Origin of the sequence: Granulicella sp. S156 (genome assembly GCF_009766105.1) — a bacterium.
Taxonomy (GTDB): Bacteria; Acidobacteriota; Terriglobia; order Terriglobales; family Acidobacteriaceae; genus Granulicella.
Genome location: NZ_LMUH01000005.1, coordinates 503,807 through 522,379, shown reverse-complemented (window position 1 = coordinate 522,379; position 18,573 = coordinate 503,807). Strand labels below are relative to the sequence as shown.

The following is an 18,573-nucleotide window of genomic DNA, read 5'->3' as shown; positions in this document are numbered from 1 at the left end:
TATCCTGCAACAGGCGCATGGAACGCCACACTCCGGAGATTGCGGGCAAACTCTCTATTTCTATACTTCTGGCCGCACGCTCTTTGCAGGCCGGCCACCGGGCAGAGGCACCAGGTTTCCCTGCTCATCGAGTTCGTTGGATTCGACATAAAAGTGCTTGAGATCGGCGCGCCCAAAGCTCGTCGTGATCGCAACGTCGGCCGCGTCGCGACCGGTCGCCATCAGAATGCGGCCTGCGCGCGGCTGGTTATGGCGCGCATCCACGTTCCACCATCTGCCATCGAGCCATACCTGATACCACGCATGGAAGTCGCCCGGCCCGGTATAGGGAATGCGAATATCCCCGAGTTGGCCCATGACGTAGCGTGCGGGAATATTCATGCAGCGCGTCAGCGTGATCGCAAGATGCTGGAAGTCGCGGCATACTCCCACACGCTCCGTGAAGACATCCATCGCCGTCTTGGTCGAACGCGCTGTCTGGTAGTTGAAGGCGACCTTCCAATGTACCCAGTCACGAATTGCCGCCACACGCTGCCATCCCGGAAGCGTGTACCCGAAGAGATCCTGCGCGACTCCCCCGAATAAATCGACCTGACAGTAACGGCTGGCCAGTAGAAACTGCAGCACTTCAGATGGCAGCTGTTCTACGGGGGCCTGCTGCGCCTCGAAAGGTTGGGGGTCAGGCTCGGCTTCGATCGTGATCATATTGCAGCCGCTCAGGCGAATCGTCCCGGCTGGCGCGGCAAATCGCGAGCAGCGATTGCCGAAGACATCGAGATACTCGGAGACCGCAAGGCCCGTTGTAGCCTCGTTGTCTATGTGCTCCACCTTCAGTTCATCACCGGTAGTCAGTAGTGGCTCGAGCGTCGGATGCACACGCAGCATGGCGAGCATCGGCGTTGCTTCGGGAAGATGGAACTGAATGTCAAATTCGGATTTGATGAACATAGCGAAGGCTCCCGCGACGGCATTTGGAGGGGCGGGACACACACGTCGCCTTATTAGCTAGATGCTCTCACGTTTCGAGAAGCTGCATCAGCGCTCAGCAAAACGGGCGAGCCTAAAAGGGCTCGCCCGTCGTATCTCCTGCAAAAAGACTACTTAGCGGCTAACTCCGCGACTGCGCCGGCCTTCAGCGCAGCAGCTTTGTCGGTGGCCTCCCAGGTGAAGGTGTCGCCGGTACGGCCGAAGTGGCCGTAGGCAGCAGTCTTCTTGAACACCGGACGGCGCAAGTTCAGGCTCTCGATGATGCCCTTCGGCGTCAGCTTGAAGTTCTCGCGAACCAGCTCAACTAAGCGCTGCTCGCCAACCTTGCCCGTGCCAAAGGTATCGACGCGAATGCTGACCGGATCAGCCACACCGATCGCGTACGCCAACTGCACTTCGCAGCGATCCGCGAGTCCGGAGGCCACAACGTTCTTCGCGATGTAGCGCGCCATGTAGGCCGCCGAGCGGTCTACCTTGGTGGCATCCTTGCCGGAGAACGCGCCGCCACCGTGACGGCCCATACCGCCGTAGGTATCGACGATGATCTTGCGTCCGGTCAGACCGGAGTCACCCATCGGACCACCGATAACGAAGCGGCCCGTCGGGTTGATGTGATATTTGGTGTCTGCATCCAGCAGTTCGGCCGGGATGACGGCCTGGATGACATGCTCCAGAATCTCGGCCCGCAACTGCTCGTTGCCAACCTCTTCAGCATGCTGGGTAGAGATAACGACCGCATCCACGCGCACGGGCTTGTGGTTGGAGTCGTACTCCACCGTGACCTGGCTCTTGCCGTCAGGCCGCAGATAAGCCAGCTTGCCTGACTTGCGGACTTCGCTGAGCTTCTGCGCCAGCTTGTGCGCGAGCGAGATTGGCGTCGGCATCAGCTCCGGAGTCTCGTTGGTGGCGTAGCCGAACATCATGCCCTGATCGCCTGCACCGCCGGTGTCCACACCCTGCGCGATGTCAGGGGACTGGCGATTGATCGTCGAAATGACGGCGCAAGTGTTCGAATCAAAGCCTTTGAGGGCGTCGTCGTAGCCAATTTCCTTGACCGTTTCGCGCACCACTGTCTGGAAATCTACGTAGGCTTTGGTCGTGATCTCGCCCGCAACGACGACAAGGCCGGTGCAGGTAAGGGTTTCGCAAGCCACACGGCTGTAGGGGTCCTGTTGGAGGCAGGCGTCGAGAATCGCATCTGAAATCTGGTCGGCGATCTTATCGGGATGGCCTTCGGTCACAGACTCACTGGTGAAAAGAAAACGGTCGGTTGTTGTAGACAAAGCGTAAAGCTCCTATCAGTCAGATAGCCGGACCCGCTCGTATGCCGAGCGCCCGACGACCGGCTGTTTCACCGCACACGCTCACGAGGCTCGCGAGCAGATTTGGCACACTCCGGTCGTTCCATCAGAGCCGAAATGAATCGGTTAGGTGGAACCTAACTATTCTACCTGCACATCCGCCCGAGTCCAAAGACGAACATCCATCTGTCGAAATCAGCCTCCAAGGAGCAGTGTGGGCCATCGAACGGAAAAACGGCGCCCGCCGAAGCGAACGCCGATTTCCTTTGAGGTTGAGGGCCTTCTACGTTAAAGCTTTTGGCCGTTGTTTTTTAGAAGTCCAACCGCAAGCCGAACTGCATCCGGCGGTAGGTGGAGAGGTTTCCACTATAAGTACCAAGGAGTGTGCTGGCTGTTCGCGCGTTCAGACCGGCAACGCTGACGTCAAAACGGTCGGAGTTGGAGACGTTATAGAGCTCGCCAGCAAATTTTAGTTTGACCAGGTTGCCCAGATTCCAGCTCTTCGTGAGCGAAGAATCAATATCGAAATAGCCATCTCCACGGAAGTTGTTGCGCGAACCAGCTTCACCTGCATAGGGAAGCCGAATGGTATTGCCGAAGTATATGCCGTTGTTGATGGCGCTGACCGTGGCGGCATCGAAGACATGGGGAACTCCGGCGGTGATGTTTCTGTGGGTTTGAACGTTACCGACATTGAACGCGAAGCCTGGATTGTTGTAGTTGGAGGGATACGCAGGAGATTCCAGAGTGAAAGGCAGTCCGCTGGTCCAGCGGGCGAGACCAGCCCACTGCCATCCGCCGATGAGAGCGTCGACCAGATGATTTGTAGTGCATAGCACGGCTTTGCCGCGGCCAACAGGCAGGGCATAGACCCAATCGCCGGTGATCAGGCTGTGGGTATCAAAGTCAGAGGGGCCTTTGTTGAGTTTGGGGTTCCAGGTGTTCTGTATCGCGAAGTTGGTATAGGCGTCGTCTGTGTTGCCGAGCTGACTGGTGCGCTCGGTCTCAGAACCCAGATCCAGAGATTTAGAGAAGGTATAGCTCACATCAACCGTCAAGCCATGAGAAGCGGGATGTCGGAGGGTGAACTGTAGAGCGTTGTAAGAACTAGTGCCGATAGAGTCCCAGGAATAGAGCGAGGAGAACTGGTTGCTAAAGAAGCGGGACTGGGTGGGGATACCGGGGAAAAAACCATAGGGAGCAAAATCCAGCATGACCAGCGAGAAGGTCTCACCGTTGGTATAGCGTTCGGGCGCCCACGCGTTGTTAAAGATGGCCTGCGTGGCGCTTTCTCCCCCATAGTCATGATTCTTCATGTAAGGGAAAACATTCTCGAAGTACGGAATGGCCGTAACATTGCTGTTCACTTTTTGACGATTTCCATTGAAGGTTCCGAAGGGGGCAGCATCGACCGCAGCAGAGAGCGTGCGGGCGTTGCTGAAGTAGTCCCCACCGCCTTGCGGATCCACGTAGTCCACCGGCTCCGCCAGATCCAACTGCTGGAGAAGATGCCGGCCCAGGCGACCGACATAAGCCTCCTCGAAGACGAAACCACCGGGAAACTCGTGCTGAACGGAGAGATTAAAGGACTCTGCGTAGGGAGTTTTCAGGCGGTTATCAATGCCCCAGTCGATGCCGAAACCGTCTATGGGCGGCGGGTTAGGGAACGATATCGTGGGGGAAAAAGGAGGCAGGGAGATATCTGGAATGTTGTGAGGCCCAGTGAAACGGGGAGCGTTCTCAAAGCCAAGCTCGTCTGCTCCATTGGAGATACCGGCGTTGAGTCCGATGGCGCCTTCCTGGCTGAAGGTGTTTGCGAGAGCTTCGCCGTAGTGGTCATAGTAGATGCCAAAGCTGGCGCGGATGGAGGTCTTTGGATCTGGTGCGAAGACTATGCCGATGCGCGGGGCAACATTATCTTTCTGCTTGGGCCAATAGCCGGGCTGTCCATTGGCCTTACCGGAGGGTGCTAAATAGACGGTGGGCTCGTAGATCTGGCTCTGTAGAGCGGCAGATTCGCGTTCCTTGTACCAGGCATCGGTATCGATGGTTGGCGAGATCTGCTGACCATGAGTCTCATAGGGGGTTTGGAGGAGGGTGTGGCGCAGACCAAAGGTGAGAGTGAGGTTATGTCGGGCGTGCCAAGTGTCCTGCAGGAAGTACTCAAACTCGTTGGAGCGGTAGTCCCGATTGACGAAGGTGCCATCGGGCAGGGCTGTGCCCGAGGTAGGGCTGCTGATTTTGTAGTTATAAACCTTATAGACCTCAGGGACCACTCCCACGAGATTGCCGTAGGCGTACATCCAGGAGTCACTGGCAAAACTGCTGGCAATGTTACTGGGGAGAGGCAGATCGGAAGTATTGGCATATTGCTCGTTGGTGCTGGCACCGTCGAAGGAGTTGGCATCGGAGCCATTTTCGTTTGTGATGCCGCGCCAGTTGCCGCCTAGAGCGATGGTGTGCGTGCCTTTGACCCAGGTGAAGGTATCGGTAATGTTGTTCACCGGGACATGGAGGATAGTGTTACGAGTCTGGGCGGTGGGCTGAGTGAGTCCGTATACGCCGACATAATCGCCGGAGCCAATGCCGCTGACCTGGTAGCCCTGGCGGATAAAACCGTAGCGCAGGTCATTGACCATATTAGCGGTAGGGGTCCAGGTGTAGCCGGCGGAGATGCCCTTGGTGTTGTCATCTGTGTAGGAGGCAGGGGGTTGACCCGGTAGGTTTTCAGCTCCGGAAGCAGTATCTTTCTGCAGGTTTCCACGGACGAAGATACGATTTGCGCTATTCAGGTTGTAGTCGATCTTGAGGATGCTGGTGTTCTGCGTACTTGGCGTCGGGGAGACAAAGTAAAAGGAGCCGGAGTTATAGCCGTCGCCCAGAATTGTGCCGGTGGCAACGGGCACCTTAGCGTAGTAGGAGAGTATGGCGGCGTTGGGTCCGGGACCCGCGGGACAAACCGGCGCTCCATTAAAGGTGTTGCCGGTACAGGGTGCGTCCAACTGCGCGACTTGTGCGGGTGACAAGGTTTGGGTGTTGCCATTGGTGTCGGGGTAACTTAGCTCACCCTGCATGAAACCAGCCATGGGCACTGTGGCTCCAACGACACTACCAGTGCCAATGCGTTGACCCTCGTAGTTGAAGAAGTAGAAGAGCTTATCTTTCTTGATGGGACCGCCGATGCTGCCTCCAAAGGTGTTCACTATATATTTTTGGGGGATGTTCGGTTCTCCAGAAAGAATCTCGCTGTTCTTATTGAAGAAGGAGTTAGCGACGGTGTTGGTAGGGCGATAGTACTCGTAAAGTGCGCCGTGGTACTTGTTGGTTCCGCTCTTGGTGACCAGATTGACCTGAGCGCCGGAAGAGCGGCCTGCCTGGGCGGTGCCGTTCGAGGTAACGACGCGGAACTCCTCTGTGGAGTCAAGAGTGGAACGCAGGATGGTCGTAAAAGCAGCGCCGCCGATCTGGTCGTTGTCGTCGAGTCCATCGAGAGTGATGTTGCCCTGGTCCGAACGGCCACCAGCAACGGCTCCCTGGCGGCTGTCGGTGTTATCGCCGATGTAAAGAACACCAGGCTGAAGCTCAAGTAGAGAGATAGGGTTGCGACCATCCATGGGCAGGGCCTGGATAGTGGCATTGCCAACAGAGTTGCCCATTGTGGCATCCGTAAAATTGAGGGTTTGCGTGGCGGCGCTGACATCCACTGTAACCGTGTCGGCGGCTACACCAAGGGTAAAGTCGATGGTGGCTGGCTGCTCGACGAGCAGTTCGGCAGTGCGGGTCTGAGGGGCAAAACCACTGGAGACGGTAGTGATGAGATAGTGCGCCGGAACGACGATTGGAAAAATATAGTAGCCGGAGGCACTGGAGACTGCGTGATAGGTGTTGTTGGTGGCCTTGTCTAAAAGGGTGATCGACGCGCCCGGGACAAGTGCGCCGCTCGAGTCCTTCACGACGCCACGGAGCGAGGTGGTTGCGGTTTGGGCAACGGCCGTAGCCGTACAAAGAGAAGCCAACATCAGGACAGCTGCAACAATATGTCTCATCAATGCATCCTCCAAGAGCTAACAACCAAACAGGCTGCTACGGCGCCGTTTCTAAAAATGGCATCGCCTCTATATCAGTTTTTTGGCAAAAACTGATATAGAGGCACCTGTGAACCTGGCGTGTGCTGCTTATTATGAACCGTTAAATGGTAGATACGTACGTCAACCGCAAATTGACTCATGCTGTTTCAGTATTGGCTCATGCTGTTTCAGTATGAAATCGGCAGGCTGAATCAGACCGCTGCCTGCCCTGCATTCTTCTGTAACCGGAAGGCACCCACGGGAAGCACCCCAGAGGGACGAACTCCGGGCTGGATGACATAACGCCATGCCACCCATGCCAGCGCGCCCAACATAACCAACAAGAGCAGCACTCCCCACCAGCGCCGCCGCATGCCAGTTCCCATCTGTACGCGGTTTCGTTTTACATTTTCCGCAAAGACTGCCCAATCGTGTTCATCACTAGTCGTCTGAGCACTGGCTGCAAAGCGCGCGAGCCACGACTCTTCCGCGATCCCCAGATGGCGGCAGTAGCTGCTCACAATACCTTTATTGAAGACGCCGCCGGGCAGGCAGCCGAAATCATCAGCCTCGAGGGCATAAAGAAAGCGCGAAGGCACCTTGGTGCCCTCTGCGAGCTGCTCCAACGACACACCGCGATTCTCGCGTTCCAATTGTAAGTCTCTGCCGAAGGACACCCTCGATCTCCGACGGTTCGATATGCGCGAACCGAGTGTCGCCATATTGGCGGGCCTAATCGCTCCTCTACCTACAGTGAAACCACTTTAGTCGCCAGTTTCTGAAGACGGCGGCAGATATTCCAATTCCCTTTCAGAATGCCACGAACGGTATCAAGATCGCGAATGTGCATTCGACATTGCATCTAATTCGTTACGGGTCGGGATGCACAGATGTGAACGCATTTGCTCAGCATCGACGGTTAAGGTTCGTGCGGGCAGCAAAGTGGCTGCAACTTAGAACTGAAAATAGATAAAAGGTCTATATCCCAGTGGCAGCATCGCCATTGCAATAGCCCAGACGGCTCCATACACGGTAGCGAAGGCACCCAATGGCAACGAAACGATTCGTATGCCAATCCGGGTGCGGCGCATCAAAATCTGCCCAGCCAGAAGCGCGATGGGTAGGACCAGGAGCCACATAGGCAGCCTCTCTGAGCCGCCAAGATCTAAAAAGAGATAGCGTCGAATTAGCAGCCAAGCCACTGAAAAGCTGGATGCCCGGAAAAGAATCCAGAAGAGGCAAACAGCATTCAGCGTGAGAAACCAGCCGAGAAACCGCCTCCAGGGGTTGTGGTGCTCCTCAACTGGAAGGACCCGAAGAAACTCCTGGTGGCTCACCTGCGCCGCCCCATGCAAGCCCCCCCAGGCTACAAAAGTCCATGCAGCACCATGCCATAAGCCGCCAGCAAGCATGGTAATCATCAGATTGCGATAGGTTCCCCAGCGGCTGCCCATGCGGCTTCCGCCCAGCGAGAAATAGATATAGTCACGAATCCAGGTGGAGAGCGAGATATGCCAGCGCCGCCAGAAGTCCTGAATGGATACTGCGAGATAGGGAGCGTCGAAGTTCAGGGCCAGCTTAAATCCGAGTAGCCCCGCGACCGCGATTGCCATGTCGGAATAGCCCGAAAAATCGCAAAATATCTGTGTGGCATAGAGCCATGTAGCCGTAATGCAGGCCAGCGCACTGTAGTGAGTTGGCGTATTGAAAACTCGATCTACATAGGGCGAAATGTTATCCGCTATAGCCGTCTTCTTCAGGAAACCCAGCAGGAAGAGGTAGAGGCTAGCCTTTACCTCGCTCAGCGAAACAGTACGTTTCGAGACCATCTGGGGCAAGAAATACTTCGGGCGGACAATCGGACCAGCCACCAGTTGAGGGAAAAACGAGGCAAACATTAGATAATCGCGCAGGTTTGATGAGGCGTGAATCTCTCGCCGATACACGTCGATGGTGTAGCTCAAGGACTGAAAGGTAAAGAAACTCACGCCAATCGGCAAAATGATTTTGAGCGTGGGCTGATCCAAGTGGATTTGCAGCTGCCCGGCTAACGCGATGGCACTGTTAACGAAAAAATGGAAATACTTAAAGAACGCCAACACTGACAGATTCATGGCGACTGAGGAATAGACGAAAGCCTTGCGGGTCGAGGCAGACTCCGATCGCTCGATGCGAAGGGCGAAGTACCAGTCAGCAGCAGAGAGGACTCCAAGCATCACAGCAAAGCGCCAATCCCAGGAACCGTAGAAGAAGTAGCTGGCAGCGAGGATGAGCCACTTGCGCGCGTTGTTTGATCTCAGCGACCAGTAAGCCGTCAGGACTACAGCCAGAAAAATAAAAAAGCGGAATTCGATGAAAAGCAAGTCAGCCTCCGCAATTTTGCTGCACAGAATGTTCGTCTGACCACGCCAGAAATAGCGCCGCCAAAACCTGAGACGCCAGCTTTGCACCTTGTTCGTTCAGGTGCTGATTATCAAACCATAGCGAAGGATCGTATAGCTGAGGATACAGGTCAGGGCGTGCAAGATTGAGGATTGGCACCTCGCCGAAAGAAGTTTTTTGCGAGGCTGGATACACGGGATACTCTTTCAGATCATCCAGGCCTGGCATCGCGACCCAGAGGTATTGAACTCTGCCACCATTCAGTGCTCGATGCAGATCTTCGATCAGCATCGAGTCCCCTCTTTGCATCTTTTCATCGCGAGGTTTGGGAATGGGGAGACGAACGGCAAAGGAACGCTTAACATCGGCTCTTGTCATCTCATTGGGCAGTTCAGTCAACATACCCCGACGATCGTCTGCTGTCTCTTTGACAATTTCAGCCTCATCATAGGGTGGCGGAAAGATACGGCTGCTCAACATCCCCATGTTGATGAAATGGGAGATGGCCGACTCGTACAGGGATACTCTGAGATTCAACCGATGGAGGCGAGTACCCGGCTCTAAAGCGAAGTGACTCGCCAGCTGTACCGATTGCCAGTCAAGAATATTGACCTGCCGCGGATGCCAGGTATAGAGAGTGGAAAACCTGGGGGGTGCAGTCACCTCCAGCATAATCAGGCACGGTTGCCCGGCAGGAGGCGGTTTGAGATGGGCGAGAAAATCAAGCGCTACAAGCCGCTGCTCAACTTGGGCACCCCCATTGAGGCCAAGATTAACAGTGCGAACGGCAAGTGGCGATCCCGTTAGTGCGGAATCGAAAACACGAGGATCAAAGCCCTGATGTACATGGCTTGAACCAAATATTGCAGAAGAGAAAGTATAGTTGCTACGTTGTAGCATAGCCAATTTCTCGCTGCGTTCCGCCCCATACAGCGATAGCCCGCTACCAATGAGGAGATGCAGAACCCCTGCCGAGACTATAAAGCCTGCAAAAAACAGCAAAAGAGCCAGGGAAATAGCACTTCTACTCGGGCCTGCACATTTTACAGGCACGACGCTTGGATCGTATACCGACTTTTCCTGTTGAACCATCGCATGCTTCCCAAAGATAGCGTGAGGATGATTATCCGCGCAAGGTCCGGGCCGGCTTGCTCCCCCCGGTCCCGGAAGGCAAGCCAGTCAATCCACTTTGCTAGAATGAGATGTCCAATGCATATCCCTTATCCAGAGCGGATTCCCTATGCTTGGGCCACCACGTTCGCCTCGGTACTCTTTGCCGTGCAACTCTTCGAACGCACACAGCTGTTGTTTGCTCTCTGCTGTTTCGCCTTTATTCTCGTTGCCACAGCGGCCTTCAATATCGCGGGCGGTCTATACCGTCCTGCAGGTGCTTACATCTTTTTCAACGCCGTTCTCACACTCGTAGTGGGTGTCGTTGTCAAAGCAGTACTGGGAGAGCCAGCCGATACCTTCCTTGCCTCCCCCCAACTCACAATCGAGATTTACCTCTTCGGAATGCTGGCAATGCTATTCGGCGCCTATGTCGAAAGCCGCTTCCGGCCGCGTAAATCCTTTATCGAAGCCAAGCTCCCCATGCCGAACTTGCGCACTATCTATTTTGGCGCAACCGCTATCGCCTTATTTTTGAAACTCATTTATATGCTTGCCGGAATTGGGCTGATCACCGGCAGCAGCTTTATCACAACAGTCTACAATGCCGATCATTTTCTACCCTTCGCACTTATCCTAGGGGTGATATACACCATTCGCGCTACCGGCGGACAGCGCAGCGTCACACCCTGGCTAGTCTTCTTATTCGGTATCTCGACTGCGGAAGGCCTGTTGATCTTCTCCAAACAAGCTCTCTTCAGCCCCGCAGTTTGCTGGATTCTCGGTGCCGCAATCAGTCGTTACAGGCTGAAGCCTATCAATATCATCTCGCTCATTATCGTTGTCTACGTAGCCTACGCTTATGCGACCCCCTACTCTCAATATGGCCGGGTTCTCCAGGAAGGATCTGAGCTCGGCAATGCGAGGATAGCCGGGTATTTACTTACCCACATGGACGAAGTAATAAAGGGAAACGCCGAACAAAATGAATCCATCTATGGCAAGCTCGGTTATTACCGCCATTCTATGGGGCTCTTTGACAGACTACAAATGCTAACACCCGACGACGCACTTATCACAGTGACAGGCATGTATGGTGTTTATGGACTTGAACCCCTAAAAGAAGATATAGAGAACGTTGTCCCACATATTTTTTGGCCGGACAAACCAATTCCCTACTTCGGGAACGTTTATGGTCATGAGATCGGTGCCATAACCGATGAAGACGTGAGCACAAGCATTTCTTTTGGAGCCTCTGCCGATGCGTATCATGAAGATGGACTCGCTGGTGTGCTTCTCATCGAGCCTCTTTGCATGGCCGCCGTCTTCCTCATTTTTTCATGTTTCCTCGGCGATGCCCGTCAGCATCCCGCTGTAATCGTCGCGATTCTTATGTGTGCCCACTCAGCTCCGGAAGGGTCCCTCACCGGACTTTTCGGCATGGTCACAACTACGGAGTACATGATCCTTCTCGCCTTGGCCTGCAAGTACGTCCTCCCCCTCGTCGGCTCTATTTTCGATTTCGGAAGTGACGTGCCTTCGCCCGCCAAACCTGCCTTCGGCATGAATTGAAGCGAGTGCCGCCACAAGCCTCACCAAAAATCCGCTTAACCTTATGAACAAACTCATCGTCGGCAATCTGGTCCATCGTCCGCTACGCTCGGTCATCAGCGCCTTTGCTGTCGCCATCGAAGTCATCATGATCCTCTCGGTCGTGGCCATCTTCTACGGGATACTGAACGGCAATCGCACCCAACAATCCGGTATCGGCATGGACATGATCGTGCATCCCGGCACCGCCAGCGCTCTGCTCAATACCAGCGCCGCCTCCGCCGACATACGCGTCGCCAATGTTCTGCGCAAGCTACCGCACGTCCAGGTTGTCGCTCCGGTCAACATCAAGCTCACGACTGGAGCCTCGCTCGAAAATATATCTGGTATCGACTATGCCACCTACAACGATCTGAAACCATTTGTATTTCTCAGCGGAACCCCGTTCCAGCAGCCCTTTGACGTCATCATCGACGACTTGCAAGCAGCCGCAGGCAAGGGACTCAAGGTTGGGGACACGACCAAGGTTCTCAACCACGACTTCCGCGTCTGCGGCATCGTCGAGCACGGTAAGGGTGGCCGCAAATACATCCCGCTCACCACGATGGACGAGCTCGACGGCAACCCTGGCAAGGCCGCTGTCTTCTACCTCAAAACCGAAAACCAGCCTGAGTTTCAGGATGCTGTTCGCAACGAAATTCTGAATACGGACGGACTGCAACAGTACAGCGTACAGACCATTCAGGAGTATCTCTCAACGCTTACGCCCGATCATCTGCCTGGGTTCAATATTGCGTTGCGCGTCATTATCAGTATCGCGATCATCATAGGCTTCATGGTGATCTTCCAGTCGATGTACACCGCCGTGATGGAGCGGACAAGAGAGATCGGCATCCTCAAATCGATGGGTGCGGGACAACTCAGCATTGTCTCCGTAGTGTTGCGCGAAACTATGCTGCTTGCCATGGCCGGTATCGCCATCGGGGTTAGCGCGACCTATTTGCTGCGCGCCGCGCTGCACAACCGCTTCCCGACGCTCAGTTTCTCTGTCACGACTGATTGGGTATTCAAAGCTGTCGCCATTGCTCTGCTCGGCGCGCTCTGCGGGGCTCTTTACCCAGCGCTGAAGGCGGCACGCAAAGATCCCATTGATGCTCTTTCCTACGAATAGCCTTTTCGCAGAGCTATCTCGTGAAAAGGGCCGCCGCCGAACCTATAATTATTTGCAATTGCAAATTTGTAGGGAAAGCCGCATCAAACGGTGTGGTGGCCTGATCGCGCAATCACAGCCCGGCATGTGATTGCGCGTGTTCGTTACGTTTTGATTGAATCCTGCGGATGACTCTGGACCACCTGACCCAAACCGTGAACCATGCCAATGACGGCCACTCAGACGCCAGGGCTAGGCCGCCGCGCACCAACGCAGCGGCTCTCCTGCGATGGATCATGCTCGCTGTCGCGGCCACACTCCTTGTCCTGCACTTTCTCCACCTCAACGCCGACTTCCCCAACCACTCCCCCTGGATGGATTGGGCAAAGTACACAGATGAAGGCTGGTATGGCGACGCCGCCATTCGACACTATCTGACCGGCCACTGGTACTGGAAAGGCGACTTCAATCCTGCCGTCGCGCTGCCTGTATGGCCAGCCGTCGAATGGATCGTCTTTCGCTTTACAGGAGTCTCACCCGCGGCTGTACGGTCGCTCACGCTCTGCGTCTTCGCGCTCACACTATTCACGTTTTATCGACTTATAGAGCGACATACCCGGTCCCAAACGCATAGCTCCGGCCCTGCACTGGCCGCCCCGATAGCAATGCTGTTTCTCTGTGCGAGCCCTTATTTCTATGTCTTCGAGCGCATGGCCATTCTTGAGCCACTGCTCATTGCACTCACGGCTCTCGCGCTGCTGACTGCTTCGCATCTGCATCCGCTCGCCTTCAGAGGCAGCGCAATCAGAGCGCTGCCTCCCTCCCTCGCGCTTGGCCTGCTTCTGCCCGCGATGGTCCTCACCAAGACCACCGCCATCTTTCTTATCCCTGCGGTCGCGTATATGGTTTGGGCTCGGGCTGGATACCGTCTTCGTGCAGCGCTTCGGCTCTCCATTCTTCCCGCGTTGATGGCGGTGAGTCTCTGGCTCGCGTATATCGTCCTCATCGTTCGTCCGCACTACCTGGCCGACTACAAGTACCTCTTCTCCGCCAACGCCTATACCGGAATCGAGCTCGAACCATTCCCCACCGTCATCCTGAATACCATCACCGACGGCGCATGGATGGGCCATGTGCTCTATCCTCTGTTCTTTGTTGTTCTGGCTCTGGCATTGTTCTGGCGACCCAGGCTTTTCCGCAATCCACTCGTGCCCTCGCTGCTGCTCTGGACCGGCGGATATTTCGCCTTCCTCGCGTACCACAACAACCTGCAGCCACGGTATTACCTTGTTGTCGCGGCCCCCATTACAGTCCTTGTCGCGCTAGGCATCGACTGTTTCCACCAGAGCCACACACTGCGCGGGAAAATCATCGCCTCCACGCTCGCAACCCTGGCGGTATTAGGTATCGTCATCCCCGACGCCATCTTGCAACTCAGCTTCATTCTGCATCCGGAGTACACCTTCGAAGCCGCAGCCAATGGCATCAAACGCATTGTGTTGTCTGACCCCACACATCCGCACCTTGTGCTGTCGATTTCCGGTTCCGACCTGACCCTGATGACTGGACTGCCCTCGATCGACGACGACTTCGGCACTTTGGAATTAGCGGATCGCGTAAAGCAATACCGTCCGGGCTGGTACGCCGCATGGAACGAGCTCGACGACGACAAGATGGACGCCCTCACGCCGCTCTACCACATCGAACGTGTTGCGGCATTTCCGGCGATGGACGATCCCGATCGCAACCTGCTGATCCTCTATCGACTTGATCCCACGCTACAGACAGAACCTGTGCGAACTCACAAGCATCACACGCCAAAGCCGCTGGTTACGAAGATGGGACAGCAGCCCAGCACGAATCAGCTTGAGCATTAATGTGGTGGCGGCGAGACCAACAGAAAATCCTGGCTCATCAGCACCGTCGACGCAACGGGCTTGCCCCTAATCGTCGCTGGAGTGAAGCGGAACTTCGCGGCTGCCTCGACCGCACGAGCATCCAGCCCGTAGCCCAGTGGCTGAACGATCACGATATGCCGCGGCTTGCCCTCCAAGTCAACCACCATGCGAACCTGAACCGTTCCGGTAACACGGTCGTGCGAAGCCAGCGGCGTATAGCCTGCTTCCGCTCGATGTGTAAGTGTAGGTTCACTCTCTGCCCCTCCAGCCGCTACAGGCGGACCTGCAAAGGCAACGATCTGCTGACCTGTAAGAGCATCCTGCGGCCATGCCATCGATGGGTCGAAGTAGTGCTGCCAAAAGTCGGGCATGGAACGCTGCAATGGCCGATCGATCCCCGTGGAGAACACTGCTTGCAACTCGCGCGTAAAAGCAGCAGCATCACCATTGTCTGCAAGAGTGAGACGCATCTTGTCATCGTTCTGCGGATCTCGATCGAACTCATGCCGATCGGTTGCGTAACGCATCGCGACCCGCACACCGTCGAGTTCGATCTCTCCCGGCCCCTTGCGCTCCACTTTTTGCACGTTGATTCCAGCCAGCGTCCAGTCGGTAGTTTTGGCAGATGCTTGTGGCTTGCCTTGGGCATCGAAGCTGAGATTGTTGTCCGCGCAGAAGCAGCGCAGGAATAGCGCACGACCGATCGTTTGAGCGGCGGCATCGACATCTGGATCGTGCGACTCTATCGGGGTTGGAGTTGCGCTCTGATTAACTCCCAATAATTGCTGAGCTTGCATCACCGCCATCGGAACGATAGCAACCATAACGAGAAACGCCCGTCCGCGTATGCGTCGAGATATAGGCACCGCAACATCATCGCGCATTTTGCAGACTGGATAGCATGAATTTGTCGTTGGCAGTCGATTTCCATGTTGGCTTCGCGGACTCCCCCCATTTATAAAACAACCAAGACAAGATAACTTTCGGACCCAGTGGCGGTCTAACCCGGGACACGCTGCCTCTTGCGTGATTTTTCTCAGGTGAATTTTTAATGCTGAACCTCTGGCGGGCGTGCTGTGTCTTATTTCTCTCTTGTGTTGGAATCATGGGTTCAACAATCTGCCGCGCACAGGGGCCCGCACCAACGGCCTCCAAAGACGGCGTGCTGACGGGTCTTGTCTTAGACCCGTCTGGAGCGAAGGTGTCACATGCTGCCGTGCATGTGGAGGGCCCCGGTCTGCAACGCGATACGACAACCGATGACACAGGTCGATTTACCCTGCCGCTGCCCGCAGGCTCCTACGAGGTCATCATCGTGTCCGCCGGGTTCGATCCGTATGTCAGCACCGTAAAGGTCGCAGGGCAAAGTGCATCTACCAACATTCAGGCATCTCTTGTCATTGCCACCCAGACCGAGCAGGTGGATGTGGCTGCCGATACTGGTGTCAGCACCGCAAATGCCGACAACCGCAGCGCGCTGGTCTTTAAGGCGGACCAACTCGCCGAGCTCTCCGACGATAATGCCACCTTGCAGCAGCAGTTGCTCGCCATCGCCGGGGGAGACGGCCAGCATCCGCCACAGGTGTATGTCGACGGCTTCAGCAGTGGATCCTTTCCCCCAAAAAGCGCTATCCGCGAGATACGCATCAACCAGAATCCCTATTCTGCCCAATACGACTCGCCCGGTTTTGGCCGCGTGGAGATCTTTACAAAACCCGGTAGCGACACGTTGCACGGCAGCTTCGGCGTAATAGGCAATGACTCCTCCTTCAATTCGCTAAATCCTTATGCCGCGAGTGAGCCACCCTATCACCGCCTCGAGCTTCGCGGAGACCTCAACGGGCCGATCGGCAAAAAGACCTCCTTCTTCTTCAATGGCGATTACAACGACCAGCAGAACAATGCAGTCATCAATGCCATCACTCTGGATCCCACCTTTCAATTCCAGGTGCCGTTGTCGCAAACCCTGCAAGATCCGCAAACAACCAACGATTACAGCGCGCGGCTCGATCGCCAGTTAACCACCAACAACACCTTTACAGGCCGCTATGAGTACAACCGCGTCGATTTAACCAACGGAGGGGTCGGCCCAACCAATAGCGCAAACGGCAGCAGCGCCAGCAACCCCTACACGCTGCCTTCAGAGGCTTTCAACAGCTCTATCTCGATGCAGACGCTACAGTTCGGCAACACGCAGGTGATTGGCCCGCACATCGTCAGCGAATCGCGCTTTCAGTACATTCGCACGCGCACTACGCAGGACCCAACCAGCACCGCGCCCGCGATCACGGTGCAGGGCGCATTCAACGGCGGCGGCAATCCGGCGCAGATCCTGCACGACAACCAGGACGCGTTTGAGTTCCAGCAGTATGTCTCCATCGCCCACGGCACGCACTTCATCCGCACCGGTGCGCGAGCGCGGACGTTTCGTGAAGCCAACCTCGCTACGGCCAATTACAACGGCCAGTTCATCTTCCCGAACATTACCTCCTACCAGATCACCCAGCTAGGCCTGCAAGCTGGCGAGACCGATCAACAGATTCGTGCAACCTGCGAACAGGCCGGATCCGAACTGGCCTGTGGAGGGGCTACTCAGTTCAGCATCACCGCAGGACGCCAGAACGCAAGTGTCTATACGGCCGATCTGGAGGTCTATGCGGAAGACGAGTGGAAAGCTCGCAAGAACCTGACGCTGAGCTATGGATTCCGTTTTGAGGCACAATCCGCCGTTCCCAGCCGCGCAGACCCCGCTCCTCGCGCGGGCTTTGCCTGGGCAATCCACCAGACCGACAAGAAGCCGGCGCGTGTCGTGCTGCGCGGTGGCGGAGGCCTTTTCTTTGACCGCTTCGCAGTAGGAGATTTGCTCACCGCCGTACGCCAGGGAAGTGCTGCAAACCAACAGACGTATTACATTACGAACCCTGGCTTCGAATCCTGCGCATCGCCATCGACTCAAAATGCGCAACAGCTATGCAACATCCCAGATGCCGCGTCGCTTGGTGCGAGCACGCCGCCAACCACCTACAACATCAATCCGCATCTGCATTCGGAGTACAGCATTACCGCAGGCCTGAGCGCAGAGATCAGCCTTGGCAAATATGGTTCCTTCACCTCGAACTACCTGATTGATCGCGGTGTCCATCAATGGCAATCGCTCAATATCAACGCTCCCCTTCCGGGAACCTATGATCCCAGCAATCCATTGAGCGGCATCCGCCCATTCGGTTCGGCCGTGGGCAATGAGTACCAGTTCAACTCCGGCGGCGAGAGCCTGGGTAGATTCTTCTTCAACAATTTGCAATTGACAGTCAACAAACACCTCACCGCGTGGTCTTTTTTCAACCTTCCCCGTGCCAATGCGGACGTTTCCGGGTCCACCGCCTTTCCCTCCAACCAGTACGATCCGCATCAAGACTACGGACGCACCAGCTGGATCCGCAATGCCAACTACTTCGGCGGTCTGGATTCGGACATGCGCTGGGGCTTGAGCGCTGGAGCCTTCCTTGTAGCTCGCGCCGGGAGGCCCTTCAATATCACCACCGGTCAGGACAACAACGGCGACACCCAGTACAACGATCGTCCTGCTTTTGCCACCGATCTGACACGGCCCTCCGTCGTCCGTACGGCCTACGGCAACTTCGATACTTCTCCGATGCCAGGCCAGACCATCATTCCAATCAACTATGGACATGGACCTGCCTTTGTCTCCCTGCAGCTACAGGTGCGGGAGACGTTCAAATTTGGTCCGCGTGCACCTGCTACCCCTCCGTCACCGGGGGCGCCACACCCGACCGGCCCAACAACCCCGCCCCCGCCGCGTTATTCGCTCACGTTCTCTGCGGAGGCCCAGAATGTGACCAATACCGTCAGCCCGGGAACTCCAGTAGGCGTGCTCAATTCGTCGCTCTTCGGCAAATCGATCTCCACAGCCAACAGCTTCATCAGCACGAGTGCGGCAAACCGCACCATCCTGCTGCGTACACAGTTCCAGTTCTGATCGGTGCTGTCCCTGGTTATTTCGCCAGGTAGCAGATTCTCTCTGAATTTCGCTCCGACCGAGATAACGTTCCAAGCGGCCAAAAGTCTAATCCGCACACGTGTGTCAATGCGTGACTCTTCTCAGGTGG

At 55.8% G+C, this 18,573-nt stretch carries 11 protein-coding genes; 4 read left to right on the top strand and 7 right to left on the bottom strand.

The features are described 5' to 3' along the window. Positions 1–60: 60 nt before the first annotated feature. The 6 genes from GSQ91_RS04320 to GSQ91_RS04295 form a co-directional block, all read right to left on the bottom strand. A complete protein-coding gene (locus GSQ91_RS04320) occupies positions 61–948 on the bottom strand; it encodes a transglutaminase family protein (protein WP_158820011.1) in 888 nt (295 codons plus the stop codon). A gap of 149 nt (positions 949–1,097) precedes the next feature. Then, a complete protein-coding gene (metK, locus tag GSQ91_RS04315) occupies positions 1,098–2,270 on the bottom strand; it encodes a methionine adenosyltransferase (protein ID WP_158820010.1) in 1,173 nt (390 codons plus the stop codon). Positions 2,271–2,599: 329 nt separating this feature from the next. Beyond that, positions 2,600–6,334, bottom strand: a complete 3,735-nt coding sequence (locus tag GSQ91_RS04310; protein WP_158820009.1) for a TonB-dependent receptor — start codon at positions 6,332–6,334, stop codon at positions 2,600–2,602. A 233-nt stretch (positions 6,335–6,567) separates the two neighbouring features. After that, positions 6,568–7,008, bottom strand: coding sequence for a RodZ family helix-turn-helix domain-containing protein (locus GSQ91_RS04305; protein WP_158820008.1), 441 nt, complete (start codon positions 7,006–7,008; stop codon positions 6,568–6,570). Positions 7,009–7,308: 300 nt separating this feature from the next. Beyond that, positions 7,309–8,718: an MBOAT family protein gene (locus GSQ91_RS04300; protein ID WP_158820007.1), complete on the bottom strand. Its 1,410-nt coding sequence runs from the start codon at positions 8,716–8,718 to the stop codon at positions 7,309–7,311. A gap of 1 nt (position 8,719) precedes the next feature. Further along, positions 8,720–9,829: a hypothetical protein gene (locus GSQ91_RS04295; protein WP_158820006.1), complete on the bottom strand. Its 1,110-nt coding sequence runs from the start codon at positions 9,827–9,829 to the stop codon at positions 8,720–8,722. A 117-nt stretch (positions 9,830–9,946) separates the two neighbouring features. Here GSQ91_RS04295 and GSQ91_RS04290 point away from each other — a divergent pair, with 117 nt between their 5' ends. The 3 genes from GSQ91_RS04290 to GSQ91_RS04280 all read left to right on the top strand — a co-directional run bounded on the left by GSQ91_RS04290 (position 9,947) and on the right by GSQ91_RS04280 (position 14,425). After that, on the top strand, positions 9,947–11,419 hold the full coding sequence (locus GSQ91_RS04290; RefSeq protein ID WP_158820005.1) for a hypothetical protein: 1,473 nt from the start codon (positions 9,947–9,949) through the stop codon (positions 11,417–11,419). A 43-nt stretch (positions 11,420–11,462) separates the two neighbouring features. Continuing rightward, positions 11,463–12,569 (top strand): ABC transporter permease, encoded by a 1,107-nt coding sequence (locus tag GSQ91_RS04285; RefSeq protein ID WP_158820004.1) that lies wholly within the window; start codon positions 11,463–11,465, stop codon positions 12,567–12,569. A gap of 167 nt (positions 12,570–12,736) precedes the next feature. Further along, positions 12,737–14,425: a glycosyltransferase family 39 protein gene (locus GSQ91_RS04280; protein ID WP_254064353.1), complete on the top strand. Its 1,689-nt coding sequence runs from the start codon at positions 12,737–12,739 to the stop codon at positions 14,423–14,425. Here the strand turns inward: GSQ91_RS04280 and GSQ91_RS04275 are convergent. Next, entirely contained in the window at positions 14,422–15,312 is an 891-nt protein-coding gene (locus tag GSQ91_RS04275; RefSeq protein WP_158820003.1) for an energy transducer TonB, read from the bottom strand. The genes GSQ91_RS04280 and GSQ91_RS04275 overlap by 4 nt on opposite strands. Positions 15,313–15,551: 239 nt before the next feature. Between GSQ91_RS04275 and GSQ91_RS04270 the strand changes: the two genes are divergently transcribed. Beyond that, positions 15,552–18,443 (top strand): TonB-dependent receptor, encoded by a 2,892-nt coding sequence (locus GSQ91_RS04270; protein ID WP_254064352.1) that lies wholly within the window; start codon positions 15,552–15,554, stop codon positions 18,441–18,443. Positions 18,444–18,573 lie beyond the last annotated feature (130 nt).